At 68.6% G+C, this 16,788-nt stretch carries 16 protein-coding genes; 9 read left to right on the forward strand and 7 right to left on the reverse strand.

What is annotated here, in order from left to right:
• Positions 1-205 precede the first annotated feature (205 nt).
• Both HD841_RS12705 and mtnP read left to right on the forward strand, forming a co-directional pair.
• Positions 206-1,600 carry an amino acid permease gene (locus HD841_RS12705; protein ID WP_179509233.1) on the forward strand — a complete coding sequence of 465 codons (1,395 nt, stop codon included), beginning with the start codon at positions 206-208 and terminating at the stop codon, positions 1,598-1,600.
• On the forward strand, positions 1,597-2,463 hold the full coding sequence (mtnP, locus tag HD841_RS12710; protein WP_179509234.1) for an S-methyl-5'-thioadenosine phosphorylase: 867 nt from the start codon (positions 1,597-1,599) through the stop codon (positions 2,461-2,463). The genes HD841_RS12705 and mtnP overlap by 4 nt, the downstream gene beginning before the upstream one ends.
• Before the next feature lie 42 nt (positions 2,464-2,505).
• Here mtnP and HD841_RS12715 read toward each other — a convergent pair whose 3' ends face one another.
• The 3 genes from HD841_RS12715 to HD841_RS12725 all read right to left on the reverse strand — a co-directional run bounded on the left by HD841_RS12715 (position 2,506) and on the right by HD841_RS12725 (position 6,632).
• Positions 2,506-2,979: a DUF2141 domain-containing protein gene (locus HD841_RS12715; protein ID WP_179509235.1), complete on the reverse strand. Its 474-nt coding sequence runs from the start codon at positions 2,977-2,979 to the stop codon at positions 2,506-2,508.
• 174 nt (positions 2,980-3,153) lie between these two features.
• On the reverse strand, positions 3,154-5,838 hold the full coding sequence (gene acnA / locus HD841_RS12720) for an aconitate hydratase AcnA (RefSeq protein ID WP_179509236.1): 2,685 nt from the start codon (positions 5,836-5,838) through the stop codon (positions 3,154-3,156).
• A gap of 152 nt (positions 5,839-5,990) precedes the next feature.
• On the reverse strand, positions 5,991-6,632 hold the full coding sequence (locus HD841_RS12725) for a L,D-transpeptidase family protein (protein ID WP_257015509.1): 642 nt from the start codon (positions 6,630-6,632) through the stop codon (positions 5,991-5,993).
• Positions 6,633-6,809: 177 nt separating this feature from the next.
• Here HD841_RS12725 and HD841_RS12730 point away from each other — a divergent pair, with 177 nt between their 5' ends.
• The 6 genes from HD841_RS12730 to HD841_RS12755 all read left to right on the forward strand — a co-directional run bounded on the left by HD841_RS12730 (position 6,810) and on the right by HD841_RS12755 (position 10,472).
• Positions 6,810-7,367 (forward strand): hypothetical protein, encoded by a 558-nt coding sequence (locus HD841_RS12730; RefSeq protein ID WP_179509237.1) that lies wholly within the window; start codon positions 6,810-6,812, stop codon positions 7,365-7,367.
• Positions 7,368-7,987: 620 nt separating this feature from the next.
• Positions 7,988-8,278: a hypothetical protein gene (locus HD841_RS12735; RefSeq protein ID WP_179509238.1), complete on the forward strand. Its 291-nt coding sequence runs from the start codon at positions 7,988-7,990 to the stop codon at positions 8,276-8,278.
• A 211-nt stretch (positions 8,279-8,489) separates the two neighbouring features.
• Positions 8,490-9,080: a helix-turn-helix domain-containing protein gene (locus HD841_RS12740; protein ID WP_373563013.1), complete on the forward strand. Its 591-nt coding sequence runs from the start codon at positions 8,490-8,492 to the stop codon at positions 9,078-9,080.
• 43 nt (positions 9,081-9,123) lie between these two features.
• Entirely contained in the window at positions 9,124-9,489 is a 366-nt protein-coding gene (locus tag HD841_RS12745) for a hypothetical protein (protein WP_179509239.1), read from the forward strand.
• Between the two features lie 45 nt (positions 9,490-9,534).
• Positions 9,535-10,002, forward strand: a complete 468-nt coding sequence (locus HD841_RS12750) for a hypothetical protein (protein ID WP_179509240.1) — start codon at positions 9,535-9,537, stop codon at positions 10,000-10,002.
• Positions 9,999-10,472 carry a hypothetical protein gene (locus HD841_RS12755; RefSeq protein ID WP_257015511.1) on the forward strand — a complete coding sequence of 158 codons (474 nt, stop codon included), beginning with the start codon at positions 9,999-10,001 and terminating at the stop codon, positions 10,470-10,472. Before HD841_RS12750 ends, HD841_RS12755 begins: the two co-directional genes overlap by 4 nt.
• 22 nt (positions 10,473-10,494) lie before the next feature.
• Here HD841_RS12755 and HD841_RS12760 read toward each other — a convergent pair whose 3' ends face one another.
• On the reverse strand, positions 10,495-10,680 hold the full coding sequence (locus HD841_RS12760; protein ID WP_179509241.1) for a hypothetical protein: 186 nt from the start codon (positions 10,678-10,680) through the stop codon (positions 10,495-10,497).
• A gap of 143 nt (positions 10,681-10,823) precedes the next feature.
• On the opposite strand from HD841_RS12760, the gene HD841_RS12765 reads away from it, so the two are divergent.
• Positions 10,824-11,243: a phasin family protein gene (locus tag HD841_RS12765; protein WP_179509242.1), complete on the forward strand. Its 420-nt coding sequence runs from the start codon at positions 10,824-10,826 to the stop codon at positions 11,241-11,243.
• 67 nt (positions 11,244-11,310) lie between these two features.
• On the opposite strand, the gene HD841_RS12770 is transcribed toward HD841_RS12765, so the two are convergent.
• From HD841_RS12770 to HD841_RS12780, 3 genes are all read right to left on the reverse strand, one after another.
• Complete coding sequence (locus HD841_RS12770; RefSeq protein ID WP_179509243.1) at positions 11,311-11,814, reverse strand: GNAT family N-acetyltransferase; 504 nt, start codon at positions 11,812-11,814, stop codon at positions 11,311-11,313.
• A 133-nt stretch (positions 11,815-11,947) separates the two neighbouring features.
• Positions 11,948-13,540, reverse strand: coding sequence for an efflux transporter outer membrane subunit (locus HD841_RS12775; protein WP_179509244.1), 1,593 nt, complete (start codon positions 13,538-13,540; stop codon positions 11,948-11,950).
• A complete protein-coding gene (locus HD841_RS12780; RefSeq protein WP_179509245.1) occupies positions 13,537-16,785 on the reverse strand; it encodes an efflux RND transporter permease subunit in 3,249 nt (1,082 codons plus the stop codon). The genes HD841_RS12775 and HD841_RS12780 overlap by 4 nt, the downstream gene beginning before the upstream one ends.
• Positions 16,786-16,788: the final 3 nt, after the last annotated feature.

Below are 16,788 nucleotides of genomic sequence, written 5' to 3' on the forward strand. Positions count from 1 at the left end.
GGTCCACCCCGCCGCAAGAGGCGCGTGTCGAATCAAGCTCTTCTCCTCGCCGCAGAGTGGACCCCGGAACAAGTCCGGGGTGACGGATCCGATGAGGGATCGAACCCTATCCGTGTAGCCATATGCGATTGACCCGCCCCTCGAGGGGAGGGGCTTACAGGTGCCGGGCGACGGCCTATACCTCCGCCACCAAGGGAGGGACCGCATGAGTTTATTGCGTCGCAAGACGATCCATCCCCGGCCGCCCGAGCAGCAGCTCGCGCGTACGCTGGGCTGGCCGCACCTCGTCGCGCTGGGGGTCGGCGCGATCGTCGGGACCGGCATCCTCACGCTGATCGGCGTCGGGGCGGACCGTGCCGGGCCGGCGGTGATCGTCGCCTTCGTCGTCGCCGGTGCGATCTGCGCCTGCGCGGCGCTCTGCTATGCCGAAATGGCGACGATGATCCCCGCGTCGGGATCGGCCTATACCTACAGCTATGCGACGCTGGGAGAGGTGATCGCCTGGGTGGTCGGGTGGAGCCTGATCCTCGAATATTCGCTGGTCGTATCGACCGTCGCCGTCGGCTGGTCGGGCTATGCGGTCGGGTTCCTCAAGGGGCTGGGCGTGACGGTGCCTGTGGCGCTGGCGAGCGGGCCGGGGCTGGGCGGCGTCGTCAACCTGCCGGCCGTGGCGATCATCGCCGTGGTCGCCGGGCTGCTGATGCTCGGCACGCGCGAGAGCGCGCGGATCAACACCGTGCTGGTGCTGATCAAGATCGTGACGCTGGCGCTGTTCGTCGGCGTCGCGCTGCCGCATTTCGATGCCGCCAACCTGCATCCGTTCACCCCCTACGGCTTCGGCAGCCCGACCGGGGCGGGGGGCGTGAAATATGGCGTGATGGGCGCGGCGGCGATCATCTTCTTCGCCTTCTACGGCTTCGACGCGATCTCGACCGCGGCCGAGGAGGCGAAGAACCCCGAGCGCGACCTGGCGATCGGCATCGTCGGGTCGATGCTGGCGTGCACCGCGATCTACATGATCGTCGCCACCGCCGCGGTCGGCGCGCTGAGCTATACCCGGTTCGGCAGCAGCCCGGAGCCGCTGGCGCTGATCCTGCGCGAGCTCGGCCAGCCGCGGGTGGCGACGGTGGTCGCCGCCGCCGCGGCGATCGCGCTGCCGACGGTGCTGCTCGCCTTCCTCTACGGGCAGAGCCGCATCTTCCTCGTGATGGCGCGTGACGGCTTCCTGCCGGTCAGCCTCGCCAAGGTCGACAAGCGCGGCACGCCGAAGCGGATCACCGCGATGACCGCGGTGTTCGTCGCGGTCATCGCCGGGCTCGCGCCGCTCGACGTGATCGCCAGCCTCGCCAATGCGGGCACGCTGTGCGCCTTCATCGCGGTGGCGGCCTGCGTGCTCGTCTCGCGGCGGCGCGATCCCGATGCGCGGCGGCCGTTCCGTACCCCGCTCGCCATCGTCGTCGCGCCGCTGGCGATCGCCGGCTGCCTGTACCTGTTCACCAGTTTGCAGGTGCGCACGCAGGTCGCCTTCTTCGGCTGGAACGCCTTCGGGCTGTTGGTCTATTTCCTCTATGCCCGTGGCCGGGCGGAGATCGCGCGGTGACGAGCGGCTGGCATATCGGGATCATCGGCGGCTCGGGCCTCTACGATGTCGAGGGCGTCGAGGACGGCCACTGGGTCGAGGTCACGACGCCCTGGGGGGCGCCGTCGGACGCGATCTACAGCGGGCGGGTCGGGCCTGTCGCGGTGTCGTTCCTGCCACGCCACGGCCGCGGCCACCGCATCAGCCCCGAGGCGATCAACGCGCGCGCCAATATCGACGCGCTCAAGCGGCTCGGCGTCACCGACGTGCTCGCGGTGTCGTCGGTCGGCTCGCTGGTCGAGGCGCGGCCGCCGGGCAGCTTCACGATCGTCGACCAGTTCATCGACCGGACCAAGGGGCGCGCGTCGAGCTTCTTCGGCACCGGCTGCGTCGCCCATGTCTCGATGGCCGATCCCGTCTGCCCGCGGTTGAGCGGCCATGTCGCCGCGGCGATCGGCGCCGGCGGGACGCGCGGCGGCACCTATCTGGCGATGGAGGGGCCGCACTTCTCGACGCGGGCGGAGAGCCACCTCTACCGGCAATGGGGCTGTCATGTGATCGGCATGACCGCGATGCCGGAGGCCAAGCTCGCACGCGAGGCGGAGCTGCCCTATGCGCTGGTCGGGATGGTCACCGATTATGACTGCTGGCGGGCCGACGAGGCGGCGGTGGATGTCGCACAGGTGATCGCGCAACTCTCCGCCAATGCCGCCAAGGCGCGCGCGATGGTGGTGCAGCTGCTGCGCACGCTGCCGGCGGAACGCACGCCGTCGCCGATCGACACGTGCCTCGACAGCGCGATCATCACCGCCAAGGGGACGCGCGATCCGGCGCTGGTGGCGAAGCTCGATGCGGTGGCGTGGCGAGCGATGGGGTTGCGGTAGGCGGGTGAGGCACCCGGGCCAGCAAGGCGCGGGTGCCGCCGCTCAGCGATCGGGGCCGATCGAGAAGCCGTGGCGGTAGTTCATCGTGATCGTGATCCGGCTGACCCCGGCGCCGAGGGGGATGGCGACCTGCGGGAAGGCGGGCTTGAGCTTGAGCAGCGACAGCGCGGGATCGCGCGAGAAGGCGCCGCCGTCGCCGCCGTCGGATTTGCCGTTGGCGTTGGCGTCGTGGCGGACCGCGACGCCATAGGTTCCCGGACGCGGCACGGGGATGCAGACGTCGAGGGTGCGGCGGCCGTTGGTCGGCACCTCGACACGGCCGAGCCAGCGGCCTTTCTGGAGGAAGCCGGGTTCGTCGTAGAGCTGGACGCGGATATCGCCGCTGCCGGCGCGTATGCCACGCACGGTCACGAGCAGCCGGTGCGGCGTCGCCGCGGTACAGCCGGCCGTGCTGTGCTGCGCGGCCGCCGGCGTCGCGAGCGCCAGCAGGACGAACGGGAGGATGAAACGGGCCATGCGGCGGTAACGCTCCGGAAAAGCGTGATTATACCGGGGGATGTGGCGAGGGTGTGGCCGGGGCTTGGCGGATCGTGGCAGGCCGCGCGCGGCACGATACGTCACGCATGAAAAAGGGGAGGCGCCTTGCGGTGCCTCCCCCGATTCCTGCGGCGCCAGGCGCTGCGGCCCGGCTTATGCGGCCAGGTTGCGCAGCACGTACTGGAGGATGCCGCCGTTGAGGAAATATTCCAGCTCGTTGACGGTATCGATGCGGCAGCGCGTCTCGAACGTCTCGCTGCTGCCGTCGGCGCGGGTCAGCTTGACCTCGACCGTCTGACGCGGACGCAAATTGGCAACGCCGGTGATCGTGAACGTCTCCGACCCGTCGAGGCCGAGCGTCTGGCGCGTCACGCCCTCGGCGAACTGGAGCGGCAGCACGCCCATGCCGACGAGGTTCGAGCGGTGGATACGCTCGAAGCTCTCGGTGATGACCGCGCGGACGCCGAGCAGGTTGGTGCCCTTCGCCGCCCAGTCACGGCTGGAGCCGGTGCCATATTCCTTGCCCGCGACGATGACCAGCGGCGTGCCATTCTCCTTGTGGCGCATCGCCGCGTCGAAGATCGGCATCACCTCGCCGTCGAACTTGGTCATGCCGCCTTCGATCCCCGGCACCATCTCGTTCTTGATGCGGATGTTGGCGAAGGTGCCGCGGACCATGACATGGTCGTTGCCGCGACGCGCGCCATAGCTGTTGAAGTCGGCGCGGCTGACCTGCCGCTCCATCAGCCACTTGCCCGCGGGGCTGTCGGCCTTGATCGAGCCGGCCGGCGAGATGTGGTCGGTGGTGATCGAGTCGCCGAGGATCGCGAGCGGCTTGGCCTCGATGATGTCGGTGACCGGCTTCGGGGTCATCTCCATGCCCTCGAAATAGGGCGGGTTGGCGACATAGGTCGAACCCGACGGCCAGGCATAGGTGTCCGACTGGGTCACCTCGATGCTGCGCCACTTGGCGTCGCCGGCATAGACGTTGCCGTAGCGCGAGCGGAACATCGTGTCGTCGATGTTGGCGGCCATCACGTCGGCCACCTCCTGGTTGGTCGGCCACACGTCCTTCAGATAGACGTCCTGGCCGTCCTTGCCCTGGCCGAGCGGCGTCTCGGTCATGTCGAGCGTCACCGTGCCCTTGAGCGCATAGGCGACGACGAGCGGCGGCGAGGCGAGGAAGTTGGCGCGCACGTCGGGCGAGACGCGGCCCTCGAAGTTGCGGTTACCCGACAGCACCGAGGCGGCGACGAGGTCGTTCTCGTTGATCGCGGCCGAGATCGGGCCGGGCAGCGGGCCCGAATTGCCGATGCAGGTGGTGCAGCCGTACCCGACGAGGTTGAAGCCGATCGCGTCGAGATCCTCGGTCAGGCCGGCCTTGTTGAGATAGTCGGTGACCACCTGCGAACCGGGCGCGAGCGACGTCTTGACCCAGGGCTTGGGCTTGAGGCCGAGCGCGTTCGCCTTGCGCGCGACGAGGCCGGCGGCGACGAGCACCGACGGGTTCGAGGTGTTGGTGCAGCTGGTGATCGCCGCGATCACGACGTCGCCGTCGCCGATGTCATGGCCGCGCTCGGCGACCTCGACGCGCTGCGGGCGCTCCTTGTGGTAGATCTTGAACAGATCGCCGTTGAACACCTCGTCCACCTTGCCGAGGCTGACGCGGTCCTGCGGACGCTTCGGGCCGGCGAGCGACGCGGTGACGGTGCCCATGTCGAGTTCGAGCGTATCGGTGAACAGCGGCTCGGGCGCGTCGTCGTGACGCCAGAAGCCGTTCGCCTTGGCATAAGCCTCGACCAGCGCGATATTGTCCTCGGACCGCGCGGTGAGGCGCATATAGTCCATCGTCTTGTCGTCGATCGGGAAGAAGCCGCAGGTCGCGCCATATTCGGGCGCCATGTTGGCGATCGTCGCACGGTCGGCGAGCGTCATCGACGACAGGCCGGGGCCGAAGAATTCGACGAAGCGGCCGACCACGCCCTTGGCGCGCAGCATCTGCGTGACGGTGAGCACCAGATCGGTGGCGGTGATGCCTTCGCGCAACGCGCCGGTCAGCTTGAAGCCGACGACCTCGGGGATCAGCATCGACACCGGCTGGCCGAGCATCGCCGCTTCGGCCTCGATGCCGCCGACGCCCCAGCCGAGCACGCCGAGGCCGTTGATCATCGTCGTGTGGCTGTCGGTGCCGACGAGCGTGTCGGGGTAGGCGACCGGCGTGCCGTCACCGTGCTCGCCGACGCTCTCCGACGACCAGACTGCCTGGCCGATATATTCCAGGTTGACCTGATGGCAGATGCCGGTGCCCGGCGGCACGACCTTGAAATTGTCGAGTGCGGCCGAACCCCATTTCAGGAATTCGTAGCGCTCGCCGTTGCGCTGATATTCGAGGTCGACGTTATCCTCGAACGCCTGCGGCGTGCCGAACTCGTCGACCATCACCGAGTGATCGATGACGAGGTGGACGGGCACCTGCGGGTTGATCTTGGCGGCGTCGCCGCCGAGCTTGGTGATCGCGTCGCGCATCGCGGCGAGATCGACGACGCAGGGCACGCCGGTGAAATCCTGCATCAGCACGCGCGCCGGGCGATACTGGATCTCGCGGTCGGAGCGGCGCTCCTTCTGCCAGTCGATGATCGCCTGCACGTCGGCCTCGGTGACGGTCTTGCCGTCCTCGAAGCGCAGCATATTCTCGAGCAGCACCTTCATCGAGAAGGGCAGGCGGCTGATGTCGCCGAACTTCTCCGCAGCCTTTTCGAGGCTGTAGTATGCGTAGCTCTTGTCACCGACCGTCAGGGTCGTGCGGGTGTTCAGGCTGTCCTGGCCGATGGCGGTCATTATGATCCCTTCTATTTGGCCCAGGGCGCTCGGGGAGGCGGCCAGAGGGCCGCGCGGGCGCGCGAGAGCGCTTCAGCGAAAGCGTATGTCGCGGCGGCCTTAGCAAGGGCGATCCGATGGGGGAAGCGCCTATGCCCACCTGCGGATGACTCTCAAGAGGCGAGCGTTTGCCCGGTCGCCAGCGTCTTGCCGCGGGTGATGATGACGCGGTCGCCGACCTTCGCCTCGCGGAACAGCAGTTTGGCGAAGGCGGTGGGCACGCCGATACAGCCGTGCGTGGCATAGCCCCAGGCGACTTCGGTGCCGTGAACCGCGACGCCGTCGTCGGTCAGCCGCATCGTATAGGGCATCGGCGCGCCGTAGAGGCTGGAGACGTGGTGCGCGTCCTTCATCAGGATCGGGAAGCTGCCGAGCGGAGTCGGCTTGTCGTCCGCGCCGTAGAGGATCGCGGTGGCGCCGATCTCATAGCCGTCGCGGAAGACGGAAAGCGTCTGCGCGGCGAGATCGACGGTGATGATCAGCGGGCCGGCGGGCACCCCGGCATCGTCCCAGCTATAATCGCCGAACGCGATCGGGCCGATGTCGAGCACGCGCTTCACCATCAGCGGATCGGGCGTGGGCTGCGGCGCGGGGCGGGGCGTCGGTGCCGCGGGCGCGGCATGCGGCGGCGTCGGGGCTGCGCGCGGCGGCGGCGTGGCGGCAGGGCGCAGCGCCGGCACGGTCGCGGCGGCGGCGGCGGCGATCGCCACGCCGGCGAGGATGAGCTTGGCCGCGAGGGCCCGACGTGCAGCCATGGTGCGCTCCCGGTGGACCGAGCGGGAATGCTCTGGTTGCAGGCACTTGGCTAGAGGGGCTGACGGCATTGTGCCGGCGCGGGACGGGGCGCCGCGGCGTCAACCGTGATGCCGGTGCGGCAACGGTAACGAAAATGGGGGGAAGCCATCGGCGGCCTGCCCGGTTAGGTTCGGGCCATGGCGAAGCTGAAGGTCTACCGCACTCCGATCGGGTTCCATGACGCCTATGTCGCGGCGGCGAGCCAGAAGGCGGCGTTGCAGGCCTGGGGCAGCGAGCGGGACCTCTTCGCGCGCGGTATCGCCGAGGTGGTGACCGACCCTGCGCTGACCGAAGCGCCGCTGGCGCAGCCGGGCACCGTCATCAAGCGTTCGCGCGGCAGTGCGGCCGAGCAGATCGCGGCGCTGCCGGAGACGCCGGCGCGGACGCCACGTGCCCCGCAGGCTGACGAGGCGGACGCGCCGGCGCCCAAGGCGCGGCCGAAGCCGGCGCCGAAGCCTGCACCCAAGCCGGACCGGCATGCGCTCGATGCCGCCGACCGGGCGCTGTCGGAGGCGGAGGCGCGGCATCGCAGCGAGGATCGCGCCTTGCGGGCCGAGGAGGCGCAACTCGCCAAGCGCCGCCGGGCGATGGAGCGCGCGCAGCAGGACGAACGCACGGCGCTGGCGGAGGCGCAGCAGGCGGCGGCCGACTCCTACGCGCGTGCGATGCGCCGCTGGAAGGGCGGCGAGGGTTAGATCGACATGCAAGCTCGGGGGAACACTCCTCTCCGTTAGAGCAGGGCTGTCGCACATGGACGTTCGCTCGAGTCCGCCGCCTTCCACCTCCACCCGTCACCCCGGACTTGTTCCGGGGTCCACCGGTCCGCAGGAGAACGGTATCCCATCAAGCCTTTCTCCTCGCCGCAGGGTGGACCCCGGAACAAGTCCGGGGTGACGGATACGGGAAGGAAGCCGATCGAACCTCAATCATTGCAGCCATAAGCAATAGCCCTTCCGGGGGGATCGGGCTGAATGTCCGGTTCAGAACGAATCTCCGCGCGCCACGTGCGGAAGCGCATGCCAACCAAAGAGGATCGTGCGCGTAGAGGCGCGGAGGACGCAGAGGTGTTGCGCTTGTGGGCGTCCGCGGCGCGGTCCGACACACTTTGTGATGAGCGCGTACGGGCTGCCCCGCGCGATATACCTCTGCGTCCTCCGCGCCTCTGCGCGAACAATTCCGCAAATTGCCGATCCGGTGATCGATGAGCCCCGAGGCGGCGAGCGACCAAAGCGTTGCGGTCGCGGAACATTGCGTCGGGGGATGGGGTTGGATGGCGCAGAAAGGATCATCCATGTCCCACATTCCGAGTTCCGCCATGAAACACGCCGGCCCGGTCCATCACGACGACGACCATCACGACGAGCATCGCGGGGACAAGGCGCCGCCCAAGCCACCGAAGTCGGGCAAGTCGGGCAAGCCGCAGTCGGGCGGCCTCGGCACCGGCGCGTGGCTGGCGATTGGCGGCACGATCCTCGCCGGTGCCGCCGCGGCGATCGCCGTGCCGCTGCTGCGTGGCGACAAGCCGCCGGTCGCCACGCGCCATGGCAAGAAGGCGAATAGCGGCAAGGCGGCGCGCAAGAAAGCCGCCAAGCCCGCACAGGATTGATCCGAACGCCCGCCGCCGCCCGCACGATGCTGGCGGCGGCGGGTGAAGCGCGGTAGGAGGCGATCCTCCAACACCGTGTGAAATGACGATCTTGCCCGCAGCGCTCCGCATGTCGACCGACCGAAATGTTGGACCTTCCCGCCCCGGTGAAACGACCGCCGTGGATGGTGAACCGCTTGCGTCGCCCGCCGTCCCGCGGGACAGGGGCGAAGTGACCGACACCGCCCCCTTCCATCGCCTGACGCGCCGCCATCGCGAGTGCCTGCGCGGCGTGCGCGAGCTCAAGGGATCGAAGGAGATCGCCGACGAGCTCGGCATCGAAAAGAGCACCGTCGACAAATATCTGACCGAGGCGGTGAAGGTCATCGGCGCGCGCAACCGGCGCGACGCCGCGCTGCGCCTCGCCGCGCACGAGGAGGCGACGGCCAGCCCGCTGCCCCCGCCCCCCGAAAATGCCGCGATTGCCGCCGCGGATGCGCCGGAAACCGCCCCCCATAAAATGGGGGGTGATTCTGCACGGCTAGTCGATCCGGTGATCGACCTGCCATTGCCGGTGGTGCCGGACGAGACGATCGTCAGGGCACCGGGGGTTTCCGGGGAGCCGCCTTTGAGGCAGCGCTCCCCGGGACTACGGCTGCCCGTCCGGCGGAAGGGACAGCGGGGCAACGACCTTTCGGTCGGCGACCGGTTGATCTGGATACCGGCCATCGCCATCAGCCTCGCCATCGGGTTCGGCATGCTGATGACCGGGCTCCAGGTCCTCACCGGCATCATCGAGACGATCGCCCGCCGCCTTTCCTGATGTTTCAGCGAAAGCACCTCTTCGGGGGGGTGGAAAGGTGGCCATGTCCTACGCAAACGTCCGTTATGCGAATTCCCAGGTTGCAGCCGATGCCGTCGCCGCGCTGTTGTGGCAGCTGGAGACGCAGCTGGACGAAGCCTTTGCGACCGGCGGCGAGCTGCTCGCCGCGCTGCCGCGCGCACGCCATGCGGCCAACCTGCCGGCGATCGCCGGACAGCAGGCCTTCGAAGTTCTCAGTCAAGCCATTCTCGCCATCGGTACGGCGCGCGGTCACACCGTCGCCGGTCACCGGGTCATCGAGAAGGTGGGCAAGCAGATCGGGTACGAGACGAGTTTCGGCGATGAACAGCCGAAGCCCGACTTCGCCCCGACGGGCGTCGACGCCAGTCATCTGCGCGTTGCCGCCTAGGTGTCATGGCTTGGCCACCAGATTGCTCCTTTGGCCGGTCAAGCCATGACACATGTCATCCTCTTCAATGTCGTCCTGTTCGGTGCGTGCGCCTATGCCCTGGTGGCGGGGGGGGCGCCCGAACGGTGGACGGCGGCGGTCTTCCTCGCCGGCGCGACAATGACGTTTTTGTTGCCGTTTCAGCCGCATATCAGCTACCATTCGGTGCATATGATGATCCTTGCGGTCGATTGCGCCGTCTTGCTCGGCCTGGTGTGCATCGCCCTGCGCGCCGACCGGTTCTGGCCGTTGTACGTCGCCGCGCTGCACCTGATCACCATCGCGATCCATGGCGTGAAGGCGCTGGAGCCCAATCTGGTGCCATGGATGTATGCCGGGGCGAGCGCCAAGATCGCCTATCCCATGCTCGTGCTGCTCGCGGTCGGCGCGTTGCGGCATCGCCACCGCTTGGCCCGTTTTGGCAGCGATCGTGACTGGTCGCCGCTGCGTACACCGGACTATGAACATTCATGAACACCGATATCCGGCTGCTGCGCTGGCCCGACCGTGACCGCGAAAACCATGAGCGCCTCGTCGCTGCCATCTCGCGCGTGCGCACCGCGGCGGCGCAGGGGCGCGGCGAGATCGTCGCTTCCGCGTTCGTCGGACCCGAGGAGCCCGACGATGCCGATCGCGCCCGTGCGCTGCTCGCGCAGCGGCGCAGCCGCGACGCGGCGGCGGGGCCGCTCGCCGAACTGTTCGGCGAACCCGGCTGGGACATCCTGCTGATCCTCTTCGTCGCCTATGAGGAAGGGCGGACGGTGACCAGCGGGCCGTTGCTCGCCGAAACCGGCGTGCGTGCCGCGGTCGGCAGGCGCTGGCTGCAGGTGATGCAGGCGCGCGGGCTGATCCGCTGGGACGGCGCCGGCGCGCGCGATACGACACCGGTCGCGCTGACCGACGAGGGCATGGTCTTCACCCTGCGCTGTATCGCCGCGGCGTGATGCGCGGGCGTGATGCCGGGCGTCAGGTCCGGCTGAGCAGTCGGTCGGCCTCTTCGCGCATCACCTCGACACCCTGACAGATGTGCAGGCCGGCGACGGCGAGGCCCAGGTCATCGGACAGCCGGATCAGTTCCTCGCCGAGGCCGATCGCGCGGTAGAGCAGTTCGCCGCGGATGCGGGGCGGCAGCGAGTCTTGGGTGGTGGACATGCATTGGCCTTCTACCGGTACGCAAGCAGGACGCAACGTCAGGCGCGACGGCTGTCCGGAGCCAAGCTACTCCTTAAACGTTGATGCTGCGGTACGTTAACGGGCGCCGGTGGGCGCCGCCCCAGGATAAGAGGAGAGCGATCATGGTCGAGGATGTCGGTGCGACGGCAGGCGGTGCAGGTACGGCTGCGGGCGCGGCAGACGCGATGCGTGATGCCGCCGAGCGGGCACGCGCGACCTTTTCCGACCATGTGATCGACCCCGCACGGCGCGCGGGCGAGGCGATGCGCGCGTCCGGCCAGAAGGCGGCGGACAATGGCGCGACGATCGGCCTCAAGATCATCGAGCAGGCCGAGCAGAATTCGCGGCAGGCGTTCGAGGCGATGCGCGAGGCCGCCAAGGCCAAGGACCTCAGCGACGTGTTGCGCATCCAGGGCGAGTATCTGCGCGAACAGGGGCAGCGGTCGATGAACCAGGCGCGGGAAATGGGCGAGCTGATCATGCAGTTCGGCCGCGAGGCGGTGTCGCCGCTGCGTCCGGGTGGCGAATCCAAGCCGGGCTGAGCCACCGGCCGCACCGGTCCCGGCGGTCACATGCGACGTCCCTCCCTCTCCCGGTGGGAGAGGGGCGTCAGCCGACCGGGATCGGGCGGGCGAGGATGAGCAGGTCGTGCGCGACGCCGTCGCGCGCGCGGACATGGCCGGCGAGCAGCGCTTCGCGCTGGAACCCCAATCCCTCGAACAGCGCGATCGAGGCGAGCTGATCGGGCGTCATCGTCGCGCTGAGCTTGGCGAGGCCATGCGCGCGGGCAATCGCGAGTAGCGCCTCGAGCAGATCGCCACCGAGCCCCGCGCCGCGCCGGTCGGTGGCGACCAGCAGCCGGATCTCGCCGACATGGCCGCTCCAGCCGAGCGGGTCGCGGACCAGCGCACCGGTCGCCACGATGCGGCCGCCATCCTCTGCGACGAGGCTGTCGATCCAGCCTTCGCCGATCGCCTGCTGCCACGCCTCGATGACCCGCTCGTGGCGCAGGTCGCGACCGAGGAACAGCAGGTCGTGCTCGGGCAAGGTCGCGGCGAAGGCGAGCATCGCCGCATCGTCGGTCGGGCGGAAGCGGCGGATGGTATGGCTCACGCAGGCAACTCCCGTTTGGTGCGTGTCGGCAGCCGTCCGGGTCCGCCGGGGATCGCCGGGGTCGGCGCGTGCGGGGCAGGGGATCGACACGTCGTCATCATCCCCTAACCATCGGGGATGCAATGACGATCCGTCAACCGGCGCGTGGCGTGCCGGTCGGCGTCACGGGTTGCGGCCCCTGCGCGGTCGCCTCCAGCGTCGAATCGCCGCCGAGCACGCGGTAGAGCGTCACGCGGTTGCTGGCGCCGGTCAGCGTCGTGGTGATCAGCGTGCGCTGGGCGGTGTAGAACGAGCGCTGCGCGTCGAGGCTCGACAGGAAGGTGTCGATGCCGCCCTGATAGCGCGCGTTGACGAGCTGCAACGTATCTGCCGCCGCGGCCTGGAAATTGCTCTGCGCGCGCAACTGGTCGGCGATCGTGCCCTGCCGTGCCAGCGCATCGGCGGTCTCCTGGAAGGCGGTCTGGATCGTCTTTTCGTAGCTGGCGAGCGCGGCGTCGCGCTGCGCCTCGGTATAGCGGACGTTCGCGCGGGCGGCGCCGGCCTGGAAGATCGGATAGCTCACCGACGGCGCAACCGAATAGTTGAACGCGCCGCCGCTGAACAGCGACGACAGCGCGGTGCTGGCGAAGCCGACCAGCCCGGTCAGCGAGATGCGCGGGAACAATGCGGCGCGCGCCGCCCCGATCTCGGCATTGTAGGCGCGCAGCTGATATTCGGACTGGACGACGTCGGGCCGGCGCAGCAGCACGCCGCTGTCCAGGCCCGCGGGAAGGGTGGCGATCGTCGCCTGCGCCTCGTCGATCGAGGCGGGCAGCAATGCGGTATCGATCGGGCCGCCGACGAGCAGTTGCAGCGCGTTGACGTCCTGCGCCACCAAAGTGCGCTGTTCGGCGAGATCGGCGTTGGCGGTTTCGAGGATCTGCTCGGCCTGACGCAGATCGGTACGCGCGCTGATCCCGCCTTCGAGCCGGGCACGGGTGAGGCGGACGCTCACCTGCGCACTGGCCGCCGTATCCTGAGCGACCTTGAGCAGGCTGCGGTCGGCGGCATAGGTCAGCCAGGCGTCGGCGATGTCGCCGACCAGCGTCAGCCGCGTCGCGCGCGCCGCCGCTTCGGTGGCGAAATAGCGGTCGAGCGCGGCGCGCGACTGCGAACGGATGCGGCCGAACAGGTCGAGTTCGAAGGCGGTGATGCCAAGCTGCGCCGAAAAGGCGCTGTTGCCGTTGCCGGTGGTAGTGATCGTGCCGGTAGTGTCGTTGCCGGTGCCGGTACCCGTACCGACGCCCGTGCCCGTCCCCGTATTGCCGGAGCCGGTGTTACCCGTTCCGGTGCCCGTTCCGCCGTTGCCGGTGCTGCCGCTGCTCGCCGTGCTGCGCGCGCCGTTGCCGCCGCCCGAATAAGTGTAGCGGCCCGACGCGTTGACGGTGGGGAGCAGGCTGGCGCGCTGGATGCGATATTGCGCGCGCGCCGCGGCGATATTGGCGGCGGCGGCGCGCAGGTCGCGGTTGTTGACCAGCGCCTGATCGATCAGCGTCTGGAGCCGGCGGTCGCGGAAGATGTCGCGATAGGTGAAGGCGGGCAGTGCCGCCTCGCTCTGCCGCAGATAGGCGTCGCCGACCGGCCACGAGGTCGGCACCGGCGGTTCGGGGCGGACGTATTTCGGCTCCATCGAACAGGCGGACAAGGCCGTCGCGGCGAGCGCCAGGACGAGGATAGGGCGGGTCATCGGGCGGGCTCCGGCTCGGCGGGCGGCATCGGCGGGGCGGGCGGCTCCTCATCATGCTTGCCGCCCTGATGGCCGGTCGGCCGGCCGCGCAGCTTGGCGAGCCCGTCGCGCACGCCGCGGCGGACGAGCACGAAGAACAGGGGGATGTAGAAGATCGCCAGGAAGGTCGCCGACAGCATGCCGCCGATCACCGCGGTGCCGATCGCGATACGGCTGTTGGCACCCGCGCCGGTCGAGATCGCCAGCGGCAGCACGCCGAAGATGAAGGCGAAGCTGGTCATCAGGATCGGCCGAAGGCGGATCTTGGCGGCCTCCAGCGCGGCGTCGAACACGCGCGCGCCCTTGCGCTCGGCCTGTTCGGCGAATTCGATCATCAGGATCGCATTCTTGGCGGCGAGGCCCATCGTCGTCAGCAGGCCGATCTGCAGATAGACGTCGTTCGTCAGCCCGCGCAGCGTGACGAAGGCGATCGCGCCAATCAGCCCGAGCGGGATGATGAGCAGCACCGCGAACGGGATCGACCAGCTTTCGTACAGCGCGGCGAGGCACAGGAAGACGACGAGGATCGACAGGCCGTACAGCAACGGCGCCTGACCCGAGGACAGCCGTTCCTGATAGGACAGGCCGGCCCAGGACACCGACGTGCCGGGGATCTGCGACGCCAGTTCGGCCATCCGCGTCATCGCGTCGCCCGAACTCTTGCCCGGCGCCGCCGACCCCTGGAATTCGTACGAGGATATGCCGTTGAAACGCGACAGCGTGGTCGGCGCGGTCGCCCAGTCGGTGCGCGCGAAGGAGGAGAAGGGCACCATCTGCCCGTTCGAGCCGCGCACGAACCATTGCTTCAGGTCCTCGGGCGAGGCGCGATATTGCGCATCGCCCTGGACGTAGACGCGCTTGACCCGGCCGCGGTCGATGAAGTCGTTGACGTACTGGCCGCCCCAGGCGGTGGTCAGCGTGCTGTTGGCATTGCTCTGGGTGAGGCCGAGCGCGGACAGCTTCTGCTGGTCCATGTCGACGCGCAGCGTCGCGATGTCGGGCAATTCGGTGAGGCGCACCGAGGCGAGCATCGGATCGGCATTGGCCATCGCCAGCAACTTGTCGCGCGCGGCGTTGAACTGGTCCTGCGACAGGCCGCCGGTGTTCTGCAATTCCATCGTGAAGCCGTCGGACTGGCCGAGGCCGCGCACCGCCGGCGGGACGAGCGCGAACACCTGCGCATCGCGCAGTCCGCGGAAGGCGGAGGAGGCGCGGCCGGTGATCGCGTCGGCGGTGTTTTCCTTGCCCTTGCGCTCGGACCAGTCGACGAAGTTGAGGAAGCCCTGGCCCGTATTCTGGCCGCTGGCGCCGCCGCCACCGCCGCCGGCGACGGTGAACAGGACGGAGGCGTTCTTGCCTTCATTCTGGATGAAATACTTCTCGACCTGCTTCTGGACCTCGATGGTGCGCGCCTGGGTGGCGCCAGCCGGCAGGCGGAACTGGACGATCGCCGATCCCTGGTCCTCGGTCGGCAGGAAGCCGGTGGGCAGGCGCATGAACAGGATCGCGAGCAGCGCGACGAGGCCGAGGTAGATCAGCAGGAACAGCCATTTGCGATCGACCACCGCGCGCACGGCATTGGTGTAGCGCTCGACGCCGCTTTCGAAATTGGTGTTGAACCAGGTGGATGCCTTGGTGCCCCAGCCGGCGACGCGCGGGAAGCGGCGCTTGAAGCCCTGCGCCTCGTCCGCCTCCTGCGACTTCTGCTTGAGCAGCGACGCGGTCAGCGCCGGCGACAGGATCAGCGCGACGAGCACCGACAGCACCATGGCGGCGACGATGGTCAGCGAGAACTGGCGATAGATCACGCCGGTCGAGCCGCCGAAGAAGGCCATCGGCAGGAACACCGCCGACAGGACGAGCGCGATCGCGATCAGCGCGACGGTGATCTCGTTCATCGACTCGATCGTCGCCTCGCGCGGGCTCATGTCGGGATTCTCCTCCATGAGCCGCTCGACATTCTCGACGACGACGATCGCGTCGTCGACGAGCAGGCCGATGGCGAGGACGAGGCCGAACAGCGTCAGCGTGTTGATCGAGAAGCCGGCAAGATAGAAGACCGCGAAGGTGCCGAGCAGCACCACCGGCACCGCGATCGTCGGGATCAGCGTCGCACGCCAGCTTTGCAGGAAGACGAACATCACGATGACGACGAGGATCACCGCCTCGATCAGCGTCTTGACGACTTCCTCGATCGACAGTTCGATGAAGGCCGTGGTGTCGTTGGCATAGGCGACCTTGAGGCCGGCGGGGAAGGTCTTGGCGACGCGCGCGACCTCCGCCTTGACCAGCTCCGCCGTCTCGAGCGCGTCGGCACCCGGGGCGAGCAGCACGGCGATGCCGGCGCCGGGGTGGCGGTTGATGCGGCTGACCGAGGCGTAGCTTTCCGCGCCCAGTTCGATCCGCGCGACATCGGACAGGCGCACGGTCGCGCCGGAGGGCAGCGTCTTGACGATGATCTGGCGAAATTGCTCGGGCGTCTGGAGCCGCGACTGCGCGGTGACGGTCGCGTTGAGCATCTGCTCCGCCGCCGAGGGCAGGCCGCCGACCTCGCCCGCCGCGACTTCGGTATTCTGGTTCTGGATCGCGGTGCTGATGTCGGCGGGGATCAGCGAATAGCTGGCGAGCCGTGCCGGATCGAGCCAGATGCGCATCGCATATTGCGAGCCGAAGACGTTGACGTCGCCGACGCCGTGCACGCGGCCGAGCGGGTCCTGCAAATTGGAGACGAGATAGTCCGACACGTCCATGTTGGTGCGCTGATCGGTTTCGTCATAGACGCCGACGATCAGCAGATTGTCCGGGTTGGACTTGCGGACGACGAGGCCCTGCTGCTGCACCTGTTGCGGCAGGCGCGCGACGCCCTGCTGCACCTGGTTCTGGACCTGCACCTGCGCGATGTCGGGATCGGTGCCCTTCTCGAACGTCGCGGTGATCGTCACCTGGCCCCGGCTCGACGAGGACGAGCTGAAATAGAGCAGGCCGTCGATGCCGGTCAGCTGCTGCTCGATGATCTGGGTCACCGAATTCTGCAGCGTCTGCGCATTGGCGCCCGGGAAGGTGGCGCGGATCGACACCTGCGGCGGCGCGACATCGGGATATTGCGCGATCGGCAGGCTGAGGATCGCGCCGACGCCGGCGAGCATGACGATGATCGCCAGCACCCACGCGAAGATCGGGCGGTCGATGAAGATACGGCTGATCATCGG

The organism is Sphingomonas melonis, assembly GCF_013409985.1.
GTDB classification, from domain to species: Bacteria; Pseudomonadota; Alphaproteobacteria; order Sphingomonadales; family Sphingomonadaceae; genus Sphingomonas; species Sphingomonas melonis_A.